At 39.1% G+C, this 20,035-nt stretch carries 16 protein-coding genes; 4 read left to right on the plus strand and 12 right to left on the minus strand.

The window, feature by feature from the left end; translation table 11 throughout:
• Window positions 1–329: 329 nt before the first annotated feature.
• The gene (locus MOK21_RS08025) at window positions 330–638 is read right to left on the minus strand and encodes a metal-sulfur cluster assembly factor (protein ID WP_249073409.1); all 309 of its coding nucleotides are present in this window, start codon (window positions 636–638) and stop codon (window positions 330–332) included.
• Between the two features lie 53 nt (window positions 639–691).
• Window positions 692–1,456: a prolyl oligopeptidase family serine peptidase gene (locus MOK21_RS08030; RefSeq protein WP_249073410.1), complete on the minus strand. Its 765-nt coding sequence runs from the start codon at window positions 1,454–1,456 to the stop codon at window positions 692–694.
• A 120-nt stretch (window positions 1,457–1,576) separates the two neighbouring features.
• Between MOK21_RS08030 and MOK21_RS08035 the strand changes: the two genes are divergently transcribed.
• Window positions 1,577–2,386, plus strand: coding sequence for a Cof-type HAD-IIB family hydrolase (locus MOK21_RS08035; protein ID WP_249073411.1), 810 nt, complete (start codon window positions 1,577–1,579; stop codon window positions 2,384–2,386).
• 367 nt (window positions 2,387–2,753) lie between these two features.
• Window positions 2,754–3,611 (plus strand): DegV family protein, encoded by an 858-nt coding sequence (locus MOK21_RS08040; protein ID WP_249073412.1) that lies wholly within the window; start codon window positions 2,754–2,756, stop codon window positions 3,609–3,611.
• 70 nt (window positions 3,612–3,681) lie between these two features.
• On the opposite strand, the gene MOK21_RS08045 is transcribed toward MOK21_RS08040, so the two are convergent.
• From MOK21_RS08045 to MOK21_RS08080, 8 genes are all read right to left on the minus strand, one after another.
• Window positions 3,682–5,148 (minus strand): alpha-amylase family glycosyl hydrolase, encoded by a 1,467-nt coding sequence (locus MOK21_RS08045; protein WP_249073413.1) that lies wholly within the window; start codon window positions 5,146–5,148, stop codon window positions 3,682–3,684.
• 349 nt (window positions 5,149–5,497) lie between these two features.
• The gene (locus tag MOK21_RS08050) at window positions 5,498–5,863 is read right to left on the minus strand and encodes a YisL family protein (RefSeq protein WP_249073414.1); all 366 of its coding nucleotides are present in this window, start codon (window positions 5,861–5,863) and stop codon (window positions 5,498–5,500) included.
• A 180-nt stretch (window positions 5,864–6,043) separates the two neighbouring features.
• Window positions 6,044–6,946 (minus strand): fumarylacetoacetate hydrolase family protein, encoded by a 903-nt coding sequence (locus MOK21_RS08055; protein WP_249073415.1) that lies wholly within the window; start codon window positions 6,944–6,946, stop codon window positions 6,044–6,046.
• A 259-nt stretch (window positions 6,947–7,205) separates the two neighbouring features.
• Window positions 7,206–8,372, minus strand: coding sequence for a DUF418 domain-containing protein (locus MOK21_RS08060; RefSeq protein ID WP_249073416.1), 1,167 nt, complete (start codon window positions 8,370–8,372; stop codon window positions 7,206–7,208).
• 75 nt (window positions 8,373–8,447) lie between these two features.
• Window positions 8,448–12,164, minus strand: a complete 3,717-nt coding sequence (gene addA / locus MOK21_RS08065) for a helicase-exonuclease AddAB subunit AddA (protein ID WP_249073417.1) — start codon at window positions 12,162–12,164, stop codon at window positions 8,448–8,450.
• A gap of 1 nt (window position 12,165) precedes the next feature.
• A complete protein-coding gene (addB, locus tag MOK21_RS08070; protein ID WP_249073418.1) occupies window positions 12,166–15,675 on the minus strand; it encodes a helicase-exonuclease AddAB subunit AddB in 3,510 nt (1,169 codons plus the stop codon).
• A gap of 491 nt (window positions 15,676–16,166) precedes the next feature.
• Window positions 16,167–16,796, minus strand: a complete 630-nt coding sequence (locus MOK21_RS08075) for a TVP38/TMEM64 family protein (RefSeq protein WP_249073419.1) — start codon at window positions 16,794–16,796, stop codon at window positions 16,167–16,169.
• A gap of 11 nt (window positions 16,797–16,807) precedes the next feature.
• Entirely contained in the window at window positions 16,808–17,359 is a 552-nt protein-coding gene (locus MOK21_RS08080; RefSeq protein WP_249073420.1) for a helix-turn-helix domain-containing protein, read from the minus strand.
• 124 nt (window positions 17,360–17,483) lie between these two features.
• Here MOK21_RS08080 and MOK21_RS08085 point away from each other — a divergent pair, with 124 nt between their 5' ends.
• Together MOK21_RS08085 and MOK21_RS08090 are read left to right on the plus strand one after the other, a co-directional pair.
• Window positions 17,484–18,215 carry an AzlC family ABC transporter permease gene (locus MOK21_RS08085; protein WP_249073421.1) on the plus strand — a complete coding sequence of 244 codons (732 nt, stop codon included), beginning with the start codon at window positions 17,484–17,486 and terminating at the stop codon, window positions 18,213–18,215.
• Entirely contained in the window at window positions 18,212–18,538 is a 327-nt protein-coding gene (locus tag MOK21_RS08090; protein WP_249073422.1) for an AzlD domain-containing protein, read from the plus strand. Before MOK21_RS08085 ends, MOK21_RS08090 begins: the two co-directional genes overlap by 4 nt.
• 58 nt (window positions 18,539–18,596) lie before the next feature.
• On the opposite strand, the gene MOK21_RS08095 is transcribed toward MOK21_RS08090, so the two are convergent.
• Window positions 18,597–18,833 (minus strand): DUF2198 family protein, encoded by a 237-nt coding sequence (locus MOK21_RS08095; protein ID WP_249073423.1) that lies wholly within the window; start codon window positions 18,831–18,833, stop codon window positions 18,597–18,599.
• A complete protein-coding gene (locus tag MOK21_RS08100) occupies window positions 18,833–20,014 on the minus strand; it encodes a PDZ domain-containing protein (RefSeq protein ID WP_249073424.1) in 1,182 nt (393 codons plus the stop codon). The genes MOK21_RS08095 and MOK21_RS08100 overlap by 1 nt, the downstream gene beginning before the upstream one ends.
• Window positions 20,015–20,035 lie beyond the last annotated feature (21 nt).

Raw genomic sequence — 20,035 nt, forward strand, 5'->3', positions numbered from 1 at the left:
TTTTTTGCTCTTCGGAAGATGGATGTCGATAAAAATTAAAAGTTAGGTGATAAAACGTGAAAGTTGGTAGATAAAATTCAGAAGTTGGTAGATAAAACTTGAAAGTTGGGCGATAAAATTTAAAAGTTGGGCGATAACTCCTGAAAAGGTCCCGCTCAAACTAAAATGTTGGTTGTCATTTTGTTAAAGCGCCCAGCAAGAACGGAAATCACCCCCTCACTTTGCCGAAAGTCATATGTTTATACAACACCATACTCAATAGTTTTTCGACAGCAAAAATCCCCGCTTACTGTTGCAAGCGGGGATTTTCTATTGTGCTTTAAGTGGACTTAGCGTACACCTAATGCCATTTTTGCATAGCGTGACATTCTATCTTTTGACCAAGGTGGATTCCATACAATGTTGACATTTGTACTTTTTACCTCTGGAAGCTCACCTAAAGCTGTATTTACTTGATCAACAATAACAGGTCCTAGCGGGCAACCCATAGAAGTTAACGTCATTGTAACCGTTGCTACACCTTCTTCATCTAACTCTACATCATATACTAAACCTAAGTTGACGATATCAATACCAAGCTCAGGGTCAATTACATTTTCTAATGCACCTAGCATGCTGTCTTTCATATCTTGATCCATCTGTATTTCTCCTTCCGTCACAGTGTTAACTTAATCATAGCAGATGCATCTTATTATGCCAAATGCTGAGCAAGCCATTCAGTTGCTGCTAACATACCATCTCGTGACACAGCATGGCCCGCTTTTTGATTAGCTAAGAATTTTAAGTTTTCTGGATTTGTTTTATAATATTTTTGTAAAGTTAAATAAAAATGATACGTATCATTGAAAGGTACAGTTTTATCTAATTCCCCATGCCAAAATAGGACAGGTCGTCCTGCAAATTTTTCTGGTGTTAGGCTAACATCGTATTTAGCTAGAAGCTCATTCGTTTGTTGTACTTTTTCTTCGGACATCGGCAAATTCACACCGCTTTTAGCGAATTGCTGTAATTGATATTCCGCTAATTTAAGGAAACCTGGTGCACCCATACATACAGCTGCTGTTTGAATCCAATCATAACGTTTTAAACAGCCCGATGTTACAATTCCACCCATCGATGTACCAGCTACGCCAATTTTATCATGCACTAATAATTTTTTATTCTTTAATTCATTATATAATTGTTCCACTTCATGAATAGAATTTAAAACAATATCCCAAAAATGTAAGCTAAGTTGCATCTCAGATAGGCCTTCACTACGGTCGCCATGTAATTTTGCATCTGGTAATAGGACACGCACCCCTCTGCCTACTAATTGATATGCATAATGTAAGTTATGTTCTTTTGCACTCGTGAAACCGTGTAAAAAAATCACTACCGGGGTTTCTTCATTCATATTTTCCGTATGTATATGTAATAAAGGAATATTTCCCCACAATTCTTTCTCAACAATCATCTTTGTCACTCCCAATTTTTGTCTCATCTTTATGTTAGCAAACTTTTCTCACTGTGACAAAATTTTGACGAATGGTTTACAAAGCGATACTATTCAAATTATAGAAAGGGGCAATAAGCTATGAAACCGCATTTAATCGTTTTGGACTTAGATGGTACGTTATTAACGGACCAACAACAAATTTCAGCTAAAACTAAAAAAACATTATTGCAGGCAAAAGAACAAGGCCATCAAGTTATGATTGCTACAGGTCGTCCTTATCGTGCGAGTGATATATACTATCACGAGCTTGGCCTTACAACGCCCATCGTGAATTTTAATGGTGCTTACGTCCACCATCCAAAGAATGCTGCTTGGCAGACTATGCATACTCCTATTGATTTAGGCGTAGTGCATAATGTCGTCGATTCCATCAATAGCTATGAATACGAAAATATTATTGCAGAGGTTAAAGACGATATTTATGTGCATACAGAAGATGAACGGATATTAAATATTTTTAATATGGGGAATCCAAAAATTACTCTTGGAGATCTCTATACCCATTTACTTGATAACCCAACTAGTTTACTCATTCAAGCTAATGAAGCAAATTCCATGATTATTCGTGATCATTTACAGGCTGTTCATGCTGAGGTCATTGAACATCGTCGCTGGGGAGCTCCACTTCACATTATAGAGATTGTTCGCCGCGGCTTAAATAAAGCAGTGGGAATCGCTCATGTAGCAAAAGATTTAGGTATCCCACGCGACCGTATTATTGCATTCGGCGATGAAGATAACGATTTAGAAATGATTGATTACGCTGGCATCGGTGTAGCGATGGGCAATGGCATTCCTGCTTTAAAAAATATTGCCAATGAAATTACCACAACTAATAACGACGATGGGATCGCTAAAATACTCATTGATCGCTTAAAATTAACCTAATTAAGTAAAAGTTGTGGGCATGTATGGAAGTGGATTAGAGACTATGATCAACATCCTTTTGGCTCAAGCGGCTCATCCTACTCCCCTATGAAAGCGCTCAGTAAAAACGAAAATCAACCATACATTATAGTGATGAGTCATTTTTTTAGTTTACCTTTAAACAGACCTAGAATGGGTACCTATTGTATAAAGTTGACATTTTTCATTATTCCTGGTTTGCAATTATACTGAAACGCTATATGATAATATATCTATATAACATTTTATTAGGAAACAATCAGCATAACATCGTTGAAAGTGAAAGCTCGACACTTTTTCACCTGTTATGTAGTATAGGTATAAGAATGTTAAATTAGGGGGACAAATGATGAAAATTTTTACTGATAGTGGATGCGATTTACCAAAGTCTTACTATGAAGAAAACAATATTGAACTACTTCCACTACGAGTGCAATTGAACAATAATGAATATGATGATGTTATTTCAATTGATTCCAAAGAAATTTACGATGCGATTCGTCAAGGTGCTCGCCCAAAAACATCCCAAGTATCACCAGAGCTTTTTCTTAAGCATTTTGAAAATCTAGCAAAAAATGATGAAGAAGGAATCTATATTGCCTTTTCATCAGAATTATCGGGCACCTATAATACGGCAGTCATGATTCGCAATCAAGTACAAGAGCAATATCCATCCCTTAAATTAGCGATCATCGATTCTAAATGCGCTTCACTTGGTTTTGGCCTAGTAGTCGAAGAAGCTGTTCGACTTCGAAATACAGGTGCTTCATTAGAGGAACTCGAAGCAAAAATTACAGCTCTTGCCCCACAAATAGAACATCTATTTACAGTTGAGGATTTAGATTACCTCGCTAAAGGTGGCCGTGTATCAAAGGCAAGTGCATTCCTTGGGGGGCTTCTAAGCATTAAGCCTATTTTAAATGTTGAGGACGGTAAGCTTGTGCCGATTGAAAAATCCCGCGGACGCAAAAAAGCCATCGCTCGCATGTTAGATTTAATGCAAGAACGTGGAGATAATTTTTCTGAGAAAATTGTTGGGATTAGCCATAGTGATGATGTGGAATTTGCCAACGAAGTAAAAGCTTCTATCCAAGAAAGATTTTCACCAATGGCCATTCAAGTAACAATGATTGGATCAGCTATCGGCTCACACGTAGGTCCAGGTACAATTGCCATCTTCTTTACGAATAAAAGCTATCAAGCTTAACAAAAACCCCCTCCGCACTTCATGTGTTGAGGGGGTTTACTAATCAGTGGAGCCTCCACTAACTAATGGTTTATGAAGCATCTTGCTCTTTACGTCGTACTTTACCTCGTCTAATAATAACAACTACAAATCCTATGAATAGAACCCATACTAATCCTAGCGCTACCATATAAGGTATATTAAATCCTTCATCATCTCTAACTTGATAAATTTCTACCATTTCACGATTCAATATAACCGGATAAACGTCTTTTTCATTAATACGAACTTTTTCTTCATGTATAATACCATTTAACATTTTACCTTCCCCAAGCTGAGCAGGTGTTAAATCAACGCGCTGTGTTTTACTAGTGTTGTTAACCATGATGACCCATTTCTCTTTATCAGAGGTACGTGTAAATACAAGTAGGCCATTTTCATTTGTAATAACTTCAAAATCACCGTTGCGCAATGTCGCAGATTTATTACGTAAAGATTGAACATTTTTAATATATTCGATTAATTCATCATCTGTTTTAAAATTGAACATTTGGTGCGTATCTGGCTTTGTTTCCCCGTTCATCGCAATTTCTGTTCCATATTGCACAACAGGAATTCCCGGCATCATAAATAAAGCACCCATTGCCATTTTTAAACGTGTTGGTGGAAACATATTTTCTGCAGCTGAATCAAATGTAAAACGACGCGTTTCTAGCGAATCAACCATAATCTGAGTGGGTTTCTCACCTGAAACAGGTTCCATCAATTTAGAAGAATCCATATCAACATTTTTAAAGATATTACGGTAAATATCCGCTGAAGCTTTAGAAAAGCTTGCATCAAAGTTTGCATCGCTTTCTTCATTAGAAATCACATAGAGCGATTTCTTCGTATCTTTTAATGCCTTAATTACCGCATTGATAAATTCTTTATCAGCCCCAGCAATATTTGTTAAACGTACTCCCCCAACATCATATGTAGAGACAAAATCTGTTGCTGATTTAATAAGTGCATCTTGTACATCTTTGTTTGCTAAGTCCCACTGTACTTGTCCATTATTTGTTGAAGTAATCCAGTCTTTTTTCGCTGGATCCTTTGCCCACTCATGATTCGGACTTACATTGTTTAGTGGAAAATCAACCATAATCGATACATTTTTAGCTTTATAGGCCTCGATGACACTCTGAAACTCATCAGATGTCCCAAAATGACGCTCAATTGTAGAATAGCTCGTCGGCATCGACCCATCATATTTTTCTGTAGCAAAGATCGGACCAATGGAAGCGATTGTAAAGCCCATCTCACCGATAAATTTAAGTTTATCCTGTAAACCTGCAAAATCGCCTCCTGCAAATTTAGTAGGGTCTTTCGTATTTGTATCAAAATCGTTAGTGCCCGAACCATTAAAGAAACGGTCAACGAGTAAATCATAGATGCTTTCTTCTGCAATCGTTCTTGTCGACGCTTCATCAGCATGTGCAACTGGTGTAGCACTTACTAACGAAGTTGCTAGTAACAGCGATGCAGCTGTCGCACTTATCCACTTCTTGAATTTCACTTTTATTCCCTCTCTTTCAAACCAATCCAACGTCATTTTACCAAATAAAATAGTCGCGTCGCTATGATTTCAAAATATTTTCTGAAATTGCAAAATGAATTACGGCAAAAAGGTGTCAACTTCTCCTATAAATTCATTCGGAGGCTTGGTCGGGGGGCTTTAGCAGTTTTCGAGTTACCTGAGCACTTCTTCGACCGATCTGATCACTTTTCTGACGTACCTGATCAGTTTTTGGTGTACCCGAGCGCTTTTCTGGCGTACCCGATCACTTTTCTCGTCTACCCGAGCAGTTTACCTTCCCAAAAAAATAAAAGCCGTGAAGCGAAATCTTCACGACCTTTCCAAATAATTATGCCAAGAAATTGATTCCCATTGGCAGTTTGAAGCCTAAAAATAATGTAATGAATAAGAATACTGCAAATAAAATCCACAACAGGCCAGTTGGTTTATTTTTCTTTTGACGAACTAATACCATTTCCATCATACCAATGACTAAAATACCGCCTAAGAATTTCATACCATATAGCATTGGATCAGCAGATTGGTATTTAAAGAATAGTGCCCCACCAGTGATGATAATTAAAATGTAGAATAAACGTAATGTCATATGTAAGCCTTTTGACTGCTTGCCCATTAATGCAGCAATTAAAAAGATTACGATTGCGATTACCCAAGTAGTAATATGCGCATCCGTTCGGCTAGTTAAGAAATCCATTATTGTCCCACCTCATATTCTTTTTTCTATCAAACTCTATCCTACCATGTGATGGAAAGGGTTTCAAACATTACAATAGTGTTCATATAATATACATTAATTCCCTCGGCATAATTACGTCCGAATCAGCTGAAATAAGTTAAAAATCCGCGGAGACACACTCACGCGGATTTGAAAAAATTATTCGAAATGATTCACTAACGTGCCGATGCCTTGGATAGATACTTTCACAGTATCACCAGCTTTTAAGAATTGTGGCGGATTCATGCCTTTGCCAACACCCGCTGGAGTACCCGTTAAAATAACATCGCCTGGCTCTAATGTTACGTGCTGAGATAAAATCGATACTAATGATTCTACAGAGAACATCATATCTTTCGTTGAGCCGTTTTGACGTACTTCGTCATTCACTTTTGTTACCACTGTTAAATCTTGTGGGTTCGGAATTTCATCTTTTGTTACAAGGTAAGGTCCAAGTGGACAAGTTCCATCCAAGCTTTTTCCTAAGAAGAATTGCTTATGTTTGTCTTGTAAATCACGAGCTGTTATATCATTAGCAATCGTATAACCAAATACATAATCGTATGCTAAGTTTTTCGGAATATTTTTACCACGTTTGCCAATGACAACGGCTAATTCACCTTCATAATCCATTTTCGATGAAAGATCAGCATGGATAGAAATTGTTTGCCCATCTGCAGAAATAGCAGTCGGAGATTTTGTAAATACCATTAAATCTATCGGTGCTGCCTCTGCACCCATTTCTTTAGCATGTTCATCATAGTTTTTCCCAATACACATAATGTTTTTTGGCGTACGTGGAATCGGTGATAACCACTCGATTGCTGTAAATTCACGTTTGAAGCTATCAGCACGATCTGATTTTTCAGCGGCTTCTACTAATTTACGAATCTGTTCAACAAAATCAAAGCCTAGTGCAATACCATCTACAATTGAACTTGAAAAAGAAGGGAGAACTTGAAGTTCATTTTGAATAGCGAGTACATCCCATACCGCTTCTTCTTTTTTTACTTTTGGTCCAAAGCTTACATGTCCACCTAATTTAAACGATAAAATTTTCATGATTTTCAGAGCTCCTTCTTTTTTTTACATAATACAACAAAATTATAGAAATTGCCTTACTTTTGCGATAACTATTTTTATTCATAATAATTTGTAGGCTCTTCACCGTAACGTGTGGTTGATTTCCGTTCCGACCGGACGCTTTGCCACTACAATCAACCAAATGCTATCCCAAACTTTTTATAATGAGCCAAACTGTATATTCTTAATTATACAAGACGTATTCAGTAACTATATGTTGCTGGCACGCTGAAAATAATTAACTTGCTTTAGTTTTCGCCTTATAAGTTAACTTGCGCCATAAAGCCTCTAACGGGCCTTGTTGCCATTTCGCTAGCCAAATTTCTGCTACAATCATTTGGACAATAATGATACTGACTGCAATTAACACGCCTGTTGTGACGCTTACTTTTCCATACCAGCCAAATCCAAATTGATAAAATAAACATGTGCCAATGATCGATTGAAGGATGTACATCGTTAACGACATGCGCCCCATTTTGGCAAAAGGACTTAATAACTTTGATACAAATGGAAGTAAACAAAGTACAACAATAAGACCCGTATAGCCAACTGCTAAAATCGGACCACCTATGTATACCTTCAAGTAGTCAAATAAATACGTACGCGTAAACAAGACCGGTAAGCTCTTAATAAAAATACCAGCTGCTAACCCAGCTATTGCTAATGCTAGCCAAAGCCATTTTAATTCCCTCGCTCGCTCCACTAAACGCCATTTAGAGGCCGCAGCACCAATCAACATAAATGGTAAAATTGTAAATAATGCCACGAACCACATGCCGATCCCAGCCTGAACAGATAAATCGGTTAAACGTTGCATAAACGCATCCATCCAGCTCCCTGTTCCGTAAGCAGTTATCGCTTGCTCTACCGAAGTAATATCTAAATACTCATCTATTTTCATCGTAAAATGAATATACCCTACAAAAAATAACATAAACACTTGCATAACACCGCTAATCATAATACCGATTGATAATAGCCAAACCGGTTGTAAACGTAGTAAAAGCAGTAAAAATATGCCGCAAAATGCATACATCATCAAAATATCGCCCCACCAAATGAGCACGGCATGGATCAACCCAAATACAAATAAAACAGAAAGTCTTCGTAGTCCTATCGTATAAAAATTTTGTTCACGATTTTGTGCTTTCTGCCATTGCATCGCAAGCCCATAGCCAAATAACATGGCAAACAGTGGATAAAAGCTACTTTGTACATAAATATCCAAATTTTGCTGCCACACTATATCTGACGGTGTTGTAAACCATGATGCCAAATCAATATATGGCATTGGCAAATAAAAGGCAAACATATTAACGAGTAAAATGCCTAGCAAGCTAATACCTCGTAAAATATCTAATGTTGCGTTGCGTTCCTGCAACATTGTTGGTTTTAACTCCACAAAATAGCCTCCCTATCTTATAACAATATGGTGAAAACAGGGCGTTAAGAAGTAGCCCTGTTTCACCGAGTGCACTTATGCATATAAAGCCTGTTCAATATCGAATAAATATAGAACCTTATCACTCACTTTGATGTGAAGGATAGATTCAATCGCTTCACTATAAACTCTGAGTTGGACACCATATCGGTTTAAAAGTTCCTTCGTTAATGCTGGTTCCTCCGCAAAATGGGATTGGATACGATCTGTCTTATAATCAAGCAAGATCCATTCACCATTGTCATCCTCAAATAAGCAATCAATAATCCCTTGTACAATTTGAGCGTCGCCATCTTCATCTACTCTACTAATCGTAAATGGTAGTTCTCTTCGGATTGTTTTCGCATTTTTAAAACGTTGTCCAATGTCTGTCGTAAAGAAATTATATACCTTTTTACACGGAACGACCTTCCCCTCGGCCTCGGTCAGAAGTTGCCTTGCTACTAAATCAGTGACAAAGTCCTGAACCTCCTGTACATTCATAAAGCCGTTTTGTGGTACATGCTGCATGACTGTATGGACAGCTGTTCCCATTTCTGCACCTGTCAGCTGTTTGTCCTGTAAAAACGTTGGACGGGGTGCAACAGTTGTCGCTTTTTGCTTAGAAGGAACTGAAAAGTAATATTCCGGCTCCTCCTGTCGCTGTAGATTTTCTAAACGCTTTATTTCACTGACAGATGTTTTTGAGCGTTTTTGTGTTGATTTTTGAAATGCATATTGTGCTTGAAAGCGCATCGTAATTTCTGACAGCAAAGCTTCGTCCTCTGGCGTTTCTAGCAACGGCTGTACCTCATCCTCTAACGCCTGTATATCATACGCATAATGACTTGTATCAACAGCACGTACCCACCAATGCGATACGTCTTCACATGGCTTATAAGCGGAAGAAGTAATCGATGCAAAATCTTCATGTCTAGCAACTGCAGGTCCAAGCCAATCAAAGTAACTATTCGCTCTCGCGCGTAAATACTCCTGTAAAGGGGCATCCGTTGGTAAACTTTGAGCATCTAGCCAGTTATCGAGCGTTTTACGCCAATTTTTCACGGAGCCTACTAAAATAAGTCGCTCCTTCGCACGTGTCATCGCTACGTATAAGACACGCATTTCCTCCGCACGCATTTCAAGCTCCTTTTTCTCCTTTAGCGCTAAAAATGGTAGGGATGTATACGTAATACGGTTTTCTGGATCAATCGCCTTCACAGCAAGTCCAAAATCTTGATCGAATAAATATGGATTATGGAAATCCATTTTATTAAACGGTCTCCCCATCCCAGCAACAAAGACAACTGGGTATTCCAAACCTTTTGAAGAGTGGATCGTTACGAGACGGACAACATCATCCTTTTCTCCAATCGATTTAGCTGTTCCTAAATCATCCCCACGCGTACGCATACGATCAATAAAACGTAAAAAACGAAATAGTCCACGAAAAGCTGTTTTTTCATACATTAAGGCGCGGTCATGCAAAATGCGTAGGTTAGCCTGACGCTGCTTACCATTCGGCATCGCCCCAACCATCTCATAATAATGCGTGTCTAAATAAATTTTCCAAATTAAATCTGACAGTGAACCACGTCGTGCCAAATCCCGCCAGTTTTCAAAGGCTAGCATAAATCGTTGAAGCTTCACAAAAGTGTCAGACTGCACACCATGCCCATCACTGCGAATAAATTGCCGTAATGCATCATAAAATGGCGCTTTTTTATCAGCTAGTCGAATTTTGGCTAACTCATTTTCTGTTAAGCCAACGAATGGAGCGCGCAGCACTGATGCTAAAGGAATATCCTGATATGGATTATCGACAACCTTTAGTACATTCAACATAATCATGACTTCAAGCGCATCAAAATATCCTTTAGAGGATTCCGCATAGAGCGGGATTCCCGCAAGCTTAAATTCCTCGACTAAGTCTGTGGACCATGTCATGGAACGCATTAAAATTACAATATCACTATATTTTAACGGGCGTTCTGTCTTCGTTTTTGTATCGAAAACGGTTGTTCCTTCCTCCATCATCTGCCGAATACGCTCAATGATAAAACGTGCCTCATACTGTGATTTTTTTAATTCCTCTAATTCAGAGGCGTCACTTACAGTATCTTCTTGCTCTTCATCCAGCTCCTCGTCTTCAGGAGGATGCATGATGACTAGCTCTACCGGAACTTCTTGGTCGTCATAGGGTGCTGCCGGCTTTAATGAAGCATTTTCATCATAAAGAATTTCCCCTACACGCTCACCCATAATTTGTGCAAATACATAATTTGTAGCGTTCAACACTTCTTTTCGACTACGGAAATTAGCGTTTAAATCTATACGCATTCCCGTTAAATCTGGGGCTTCTAGAAACTCACTATACTTGCGCATAAAAAGCTTCGGTTCTGCTAAACGGAAACGGTAGATACTTTGCTTGACGTCCCCAACCATAAAAAGATTTCCATCTTGCTCACTACCTGTTTTCACAAGCTGTAAGATGGTTTCTTGAAGCATATTTGTATCTTGATATTCATCAACAAGAACTTCTTTAAAATGGTGCTTTAAATCAAGAGCAACCGGTGAAGGCTGTAATTCGCCTTCGACTTCTACAGTTAATATTTGCAAGGCAAAATGCTCTAAATCGGAGAAATCAATAATTCCTCGTTCTAACTTTGCCATGCGGAACTGTTCACTAAACACATTGGTCAATTCGACTAACGTTCCGATCGTCGGACCCATTAATCGAATTTCTTCAAGCAAGCGCGCAGGAGTCCGAACGAAATAAGTCTCTTTAAGCTTGTTCACAATTTTTTTAGCTGCTTCACGTTTTTTCTTGGCAAGCTCCTGTAGCTCCACATCCACTAAAGCATCCTTTGATACACGCTTTAAAGTTGACCATTTTACCGTTCCAAAATAATCAAAAAGTTCTTGCCACGTTCCTTCACGACTAATGCGAATACCTTCCTGAATCATGGCAAAATCCATTTCGGCGGTTTCAGCATATGGTGCAGGTCCCTCGGGCTGTAGTGTAATCGCACGCATTTCTGAAATTAATACGAATGCCTCCTCAAGACTATGCTTGACTGTTAACTTCACATATTTCGACAGCTCTAAATCATCAATTGTCACGTCCGCTGCTAAGTCATATGTCTCTGGTAGACTACGAAGCCATTTTTGAGGCTCTGCATGCACACGGGACGTATCATAAAGCTTGCTTATTAATGTTTCTATTGCCTGATCATCACGATCCGATGTAAAACTATCAACGAGACGATAGATTGCCTGAACCTGTGCCTCATCTTCAGAATCGTAAGCATCCTCTAATACCTCTGCTAATATATCATCCCTTAGCAAAGCAACCTCTGCCTCATTCGCTATACGAAAGCCTGGGTCAATATCTAGCATATAGGCGTACTGCTTAACAATGGCTAAACAGAAGGAATGCAACGTTGAAATTTGCGCTTTATTGACGAGGCTTAGCTGGCGCCGCAAATGGTTGGAAGTTGGATTTTCTGCAATAGCCTTCTCAAGTGCCTCCGCCATACGGTGACGCATCTCAGCAGCGGATGCATTTGTAAAGGTTACGACAAGTAACTCGTCCACATTGATAGGGTTCTCTGTGGCAACAACCTTTTCAATCATGCGATTAATGAGTACTGCCGTTTTACCGGAGCCTGCCGCAGCCGATACAAGTGTATCCTGACCACTTGCATAGATGGCCTTCCACTGATCGTCAGTCCATGTCACTTCCGCTGGCCTTTCAGGTATTTTTTGTACCAACTTACTTCATCTCCTTCCGAATTTTCTCGACGATATCATTCGGTTTTGCTTGTTGTAACTGACGATAGCTTTGCTTACCATCAGATGGGTCAAATTGACAAACAGCTGTAAATTGACAGTAGTCACAGGCTGTTTTTGTTTTCAGTTTATAAGGACTAATAGAGGTATCCCCTGCTAATATCCCATCCCCAGCTTCTTGATGCTTGCGTCGTACAAAATGCTGTAGATTTTTCATATCATTAACAGGGACGATGCGTGACTGAGATTCTGACGGTGTCCCATCTTTTTTCATATAGACAGGAATAATTTTTGAATGCCCACTCGATTCCTCTAATTGCTCGTCCATCGATAAAATGGCCTCCGCATTTTCTGACAAAAGACCTTTCATTTTGTATTGTTTTAAACGATCTTCCTCAATTTCGCTGTCGCTTAAATCCTTATCAAGCTTAAGCATTGGGTTGTGTACATGTACATACAGAACCCCAGCTGGCTCCGTTTCACCTGGTAGCCAATAAGAGGCATTTTCCATTGCTACATCTAAATACGTTAGTACTTGTAGAGACAATCCGTGGTAAACCTCATTCAAATCTAAATCACGTGCTGATGATTTATAATCGACGATCCGTAAATAAGAGCGGTCATCAATAGACGCACTATCCACCCTATCAATACGACCCCGCATAAACATTTTCTGACCACCTGTTAAATCAATTTCAAGTGGTGGTAGCTGTTCATTTTGTCCCGGCCCAAATGATGCCTCAATGGCAATTGGCTTAAAGTGAGATACATTGGCATGCTGCGTAAGTGCCGTCATTGTTCGCTCGACAATACGAATAAGCTTGCGTTGAATGTAACGATAACGCGCACTTGACAGTAAAATTTGATGTGAAAATACCGGCACAATTTGCTCTACGGCTTGTCGTGCTAATTGTTTAATTTGCTGCTGTGTTAAACGAATCCATGATAGTTGCAGACGGTGGGTCTCTTCAGTAATCCATTTCAATGCCTCATGGAATAAATCACCCATTGCAAATGTTTCTAGTCTGTACTCTGCCCGCTCTTCTAGATGAAGCCCATACGTTGTAAAATGTGAGAATGGGCATCGGAAATATTTCTCAATACGCGACACACTCGAAGTTAACTTTTGACCATACAATTCCTGCGTAATGTAGTTTTCTAATGGCTCTGCTTCATTTTTATGTGTGATTGGATGTAACACTCGTTCATAAACAAGTGCCCAATAAGGGTCCTGTTTATAAAATTTTTGTAAAGCAAGCCACTCTGGCGCTAGCTCCCTGCTATGTTCAGCTTGGCGTTTTTGCACCATTAAATGTGCCAAAGCTGTACGAGGATGACGAATATACGGCATAGCATTTTCATCCAGTAATTCAATTGGATCCATCACCACTCGCTCGACTTCAACACCGCTCAATAGGCCTGCCGTTTTATCGTTGCCGATAATTTTCTTGATATAGAGTGAGGACAATAGCGCCTTGCCCTCTTCATCTGCCGTTGGGTAGGACATATATAATTTATCGGAGGGTGTCGTTAAAGCACGATATAACAAGAAATTTTCCTGCAGCAAACGATTTTTAGATGTTGGCGCAAGCTCATAACCAATTTGACTAAACCATTCACGTTCAGTATCTGATAGCAATCCCTCATAATCCATACGTGTTGGATAGACTCCATCATTCATCCCTAAGACAAAAGCGACTTTTATATTCGATAAACGAGCTAAATCAACTGTCGCTACCATAACCTCATCTAATGTAGGCGGGATACGCGAAAATTCTAATGTATCAAAGCCCTCATCTAAAATTTTCGCCGCTTCCTCTACGGACATCTCCTGCTCACCAAACATATAAACAAATTGATCGAGTACTGCAATCCATTCTTTCCACGCTTGATCATGCTCACTTGCAGCTAATGCGTCTCCCCGATCAAGTTCACGGTCCTTCATTGCTTGAAGCTTTTCATAAACATTTAAACCCTCAATCAACTCAAATAAAGCTGTCGCTACGTCTCGGCCTGTTGTCGCTACTTCCAGCTTGTCCTGTAATACTTTAAGCGGTTGACGAACTTCATCACGAATAGCCTCGATTTCTGCCTGCATCGCTCGTTCTTCGTCCGTTTGCACCCGTGAATGGAATTCAAGTCCACGATACTTTTTGAAAAACCATCGAGCCTCCTCAAACCAGCGCTCACCAAAGACACCCTGTGCTAAACAATAATTTTCTAAACGATCCGCACGTTCTCGCCAAACATTTAACTCAGCATGTAACGGGAAAAATAAATCTGTTTTCACACTACGAAAAACCGGTTCATATTTCCAATTGGAAGTAATAACCTCTAAAGCAGATCGACTAAGCTCAATTAAAGGATGATGCAGCATCGTCTTTTTCGAATTTGTAAAAATAGGAATATCATATTGTTGGAAAATTGTTGTAATAAGTGGGTCATAGATTTCTGCTTGTCTATAAAGAAGTACGATATCTTGATAACGATACCCATTCTCTCTTGTCAACTTTGTTATTTCCCGGGCAATGGCATGTATCTCCGCACGTCGATTAGATGCTTCAAATACCATGACATCACCTGAAGTTTCTTTCGTTTGAGGCACCATATCCGCAAAACATTTTTCCATATGTTGTAAATCCCTAGATTGAAAACGATACGTATTGTAGAAATGCAATGGTGCATCCACTTCAATGCCTTCTTCATAGGCAATGTCATGTAAACGTTGGTTCGTAGAAGCGGCTTCATGGAATAAAGATTGCTCATCATACACTTCTTCGATATGGTCAAAGGGCAGAACTACAGTTACCTGTTTCGTTACCTTTAATAACTCTTTTACAAGCTCTAATTCTCTTACTGTAAATGCTGTAAAACCATCTATATAAATGGACGCCTGCTTCATCGTCTCAGAGTGTTTTAGTTGCTCGGTTAAAATTGGATAATACCCCTCACTATCGACATATGTCGTGCCAAGTCGTTCCTCCAAAGCTTGTAAAACAACTTGTAAATCATTCGTCTTCGCTTGCAATGTATTAGGCGCATCAATGGCCTGCAAAGAGGCTGTCACGTCCGCTAACACCGTACTATTTACACTATAACGACTAAACTCTCGTAATAACGATTCAATTTCCTCCGTAAAGCCCCGTTTCCCAGCTGCTTGTCGAAATAGCGAAAACTCACTTTTTTGTTCCTCTAAAAGTTTACGAATAAGCATTCGATAGCCATAGCCGTTTACTTCTTTTCGAGCAATACCACCCGTTTCCTGTAATACTAGCCATGCTAATCGTTTAAAGGTCATGACCTGCGCACGGATTAAGCCTTGTAAACCATGCTTATTCGTAAGCTCATACTCCGTTGAATACGACATCTGGTCAGGTACAATCACAAAAATTGGATGACCTAACGGATCTGATTTTAGTTGCTCGACAATCTCCTGATGAATAAACGTTGATTTACCCGTCCCTGAACGTCCTGATACAATTCGCAATGTCATGTACTTTTCTCCTCCTGTTAAAATCTATTTAAAAAAAGTGATAGTTGTTGTGGAACATCTGGGCTTGGCTGGGTCTACCTGAGCGTTTTTATACTGACCCGATCACTTTGCTGCTCTACCTGATCACTTTTCACACTAACCCGATCACTTTGCTGCTCTACCTGATCACTTTTCGCACTGACCCGATCACTTTGCGGTCCTACCTGATCACTTTTTGCACTAACCCGATCACTTTGCGGTTCTACCTGATCACTTTTCGCTTCGACCCGATCATTTTGCTACTCTACCTGATCACTTTTCACATTGCCCCGATCACTTTGCTACTCTACCTATGCATTTTAAATATTTTATCTAAGCGCTACTCAATGTTTTTCGAGTATTGCATACCATTTTTGAATTTCGCCTTGGCGTAATGTATCTGTCGCATGAAGATAAAAAACCCCTTCTCTCATTTTACATGATAAAAGGGGTTAGATGTGCATATTCAACTTTCATTGATAATGATTTTTCGTCAATTTTCGCGCTTGTTTTAAATCTTTCTCTACACGCGCGTTTAAGCGTTTCTCTATTAGCTTGCCAATCCACCAAAGCACGACAATCGCAACAGCCGCAATAATCAGTCTTATAGGGCTTGTTAGGAGCGCCTTTAAATCGTAACCAAGCACACTCATACCTAAAATCATAACGAACTTCCCAGCCAATAACACCACTAAATAAAACTTTTTATGAATATGAGATAGCCCCGCTACAATGTTTACAATGACTGATGGCGTAAAAGGAAAACAAAGTAACACAAACAGCGGACTAATCCCATTCATATCTACCCATTTTATTAGCTGCTGTACTTTTTTACTGCCTGTTACAAATTTAAGCCTTGGATGCTTGCCATAATGACGGACAAGTAAAAATACTGCATAAGAACCAGCTGCAGAACCTATCCAAGATAATAAAAAACCTAACCATAAACCGAATGCGCTCGCATTGGCTACAACGAACACGACCAAAGGTAAAAATGGTAAAAACGCTTCTATAAAAGGTAGTAATAAACCAATGACCGGGCCAAGCGTTCGATATTGCGCTGCAATTTGCTCAATATTGTCTACAGTAAACCATTCACTCACAATCGACACCTCTATTTATATTGCAATATTAAATGTAAAATCGTTAGCTTTTCCGAAGTATTTTTATACTCATGTGGCTGATGCCCTGAGAATACTAGTGTATCCCCTTCTTCCAGGAATTCATGCATCTCCCCAGCAGAAATGGTAGCTTGTCCTTGGATGACAGTTACGGTTTCCTCTACCCCTTCTGTATGAGCCTCACTCCTACTAAAAGCACCAGGCTCCATTTCAATCTTATAAAGCTCCCAGCCGCGTTCGGGATTATAAGGAATAATGGAATACACACGATAGCGTCCTTCATCTTCATCTACATGTGGTGCATCCTTACTACTATATTTCATGAAATGTGCTGTCGGTGCTTGCAATAGCGAAGAAAATGAAGTGCGCATTCCTGCAGCTATTTTCCAAATCGTTGATACTGTAGGATTTGCCTCTCCTTTTTCAATTTGTGCAAGTTGCGCTTTACTTACTCCTGTAGCCTTGGCAACATCATCTAAGCTTAAATGGCGCTGCTGCCGGATCTTCTTTAATTGGAATGCTAAATTCCGACTCATTTGTTCCATATTAATTCACCAATCTCTATTGTTTATTTTATAAGACATATGTATACTTTAATAAACATCAAGAACTATCAAACTATTCCATCATTAGTATACATGGAAATTTTTAAGAAAGGACGATCTATTTATGACAAGTACAACTGATTTTCAGAAGGACATAGTAAACACGCCAGATGATAGCTTTTTACAAGGCGTTAAAGATTGTATTCCCACTTTACTCGGTTATATTAGTATAGGACTCGCTTTCGGTGTTGTAGGTTCCGCTTCGGGCTTATCTGTACTCGAAATAGCACTTTTAACGATACTCATCTATGCAGGTTCCGCACAATTTATCTTTTGTGCACTTCTTTTAACAAATAGCCCTGCTTCTGCTATTATTGTAACCATTTTTGTTGTAAATTTACGCCATTTACTAATGAGTTTAACAATAGCCCCTCATTTCACACGCTACTCCATGCTAAGAAATGTTGGTTTCGGTACGTTATTAACCGACGAAACATTTGGTGTGGCAGTTACAAAGCAAATGCAAACGGGTAAGCTGCATGGCAAATGGATGGATGGCCTGAATATAACGGCTTATTCATTTTGGATTCTTTCTTGTGTAACTGGCGCATATTTAGGTCAATGGGTAGCAACTCCTGAGAAATGGGGCTTAGATTTCGCATTGATTGCTATGTTTGTGGCACTTCTTGTTCTTCAGCTTAGCAGTATAGGTAAAAATAAAATAATGCATTATCTTATGTTAATCGGCTATATGGTTGTCATTATGTATGGTCTTTCTTATATCGTGCCTTCGCATGTGGCTGTTCTTCTTTCAACAGTTATTGTAGCAACTATAGGGGTGGTGACAGATAAATGACGACGTCCGCTACTATGGTATGGCTCATCATTGGCTGTGCACTTGTTACCTGGCTACCACGTATTATTCCGTTTATATTCGTCCGAAATGTCAAACTACCAGAGGTTGTCTTAAAATGGCTAAGCTTTATCCCAGTTTGTATTTTGAGTGCTCTGGTAATTGAAAACTTACTGGATACTGAAAGCGGAAAAATTGTTTCACTCGATTGGCCTGTATTTATTACATTTGTGCCAACACTTATTATTGCACTTGTGACCAAAAGCTTATCTATTACAGTTGTAGCAGGGGTTATCATTATGGCAGCCGTAAGATTTTTCATGTAAAAAGGTCAGTCGTAAAAGTGAGAAAACTATCACTTTTTGACTGACCTTTTATAGTAACTTAAACTGTACCTTTGTTTTTTTTCATTTTACTGGCTAGCCAAAAGCCTACTGTTAATGAAAAAGCATCGATGACGAATATAATAGGTGGTGAAGTGTATCCCGCATAAACAGATGCCGCAATAAGCGCAATTGCCAATATGAAAGCAACATACCGGTTAAACGTAATTCTAGTAAACAATAATACGAGTAATGCTGGTAAAAATAACGCTAACATCATTTTCCCGAAAACATCCATCATATATCCCTCTGCTCAGCTAGTAATAATCCAATACGATAATGATCATTGCTATAGATAACATGCTGGGTTAAGCGAATTTCATTGTTACGATCTACTACTTCTAGACGACAATGTGCAGCATTTAATTGCAAAGCCTCGTATAAATCATTTTCAGTAAAAATGGCCTGACCGTTTACTTTACGAATACATTCACCTGCTAGCAAGCCCATTTTTTCGGCTGGTGAATCAGGTAAAACTGCCGCAATAATAGCTCCCTTTGAACTAGGAGCAACCGCATAAATGTCCGTTTTATCTTGCAACGCATAGTAGATTGAAATAATGATACGAATCACCGCACCAATTGCCAACGTGATAAAGCCGATAAATGGCTCCAAAGCTGCAGCAAGTCCACCTATTAAAATGAACTGCCCCAGTATGAGTACTGCTCGGCCAATTTTAGGCAATTGCAAAGCCGGTAATTCTTTTCTAGAAAGCTTTGAAAAGCCTAAAACAAGTGGAAATAGTACGAGTGCAAAGTTACTCTCCCCCAATGTAAATTGTGGCCAATAAGGGAAATCTACCGGTATAACATCCCCAGGTATGACAAAGAAAATAGGCAAAACCCATACATTTCTTGAACGATAGACAATTGCCTGCATACCTCTCTTCGTCTTTTCAATCCCCGGTGTCGTGACCCTCATGGCTGTTCGACGAATGAACATAGCCTCAGCAATCACACCTAGACCTGCTAAAATCGTAATCGTTATAATGGAACCATCTAATAAATTGACACCTTCTAACGAAATTTTCCACCAAGAAAATGTCCAATTATAATGGTACATCAACCACATAGCTAGCGTCGCAAGCCCCATCGTATAAATAGGTGACAGCGCATTGATGAAGAACAATAATAGCGCCAACACAGAAATAACGATTAAAATCATTAAAAAAGTTTTTGGTACAGTTAAACCTAAACCAACACTTATTAATGAAATAAGTAGGGCATTTAACCAACCATATTTCCATTGAACAATTAGCTCTGTCCAACCCCAAACAATACGTCTATTAAAAAATTTCCGCTCCTGCTTTACACGACGATAACCTAATAAAACCGCAAATAAAATTGCGATATACAATAATGGGTTAATTAAAAAGCGGCCAATCGCTGTTACAATTTCTATTAATATATCACTAACCATACGAACACCCGCCATTCTATC

The organism is Lysinibacillus sp. BPa_S21, assembly GCF_023337795.1.
Lineage (GTDB): Bacteria > Bacillota > Bacilli > Bacillales_A > Planococcaceae > Lysinibacillus.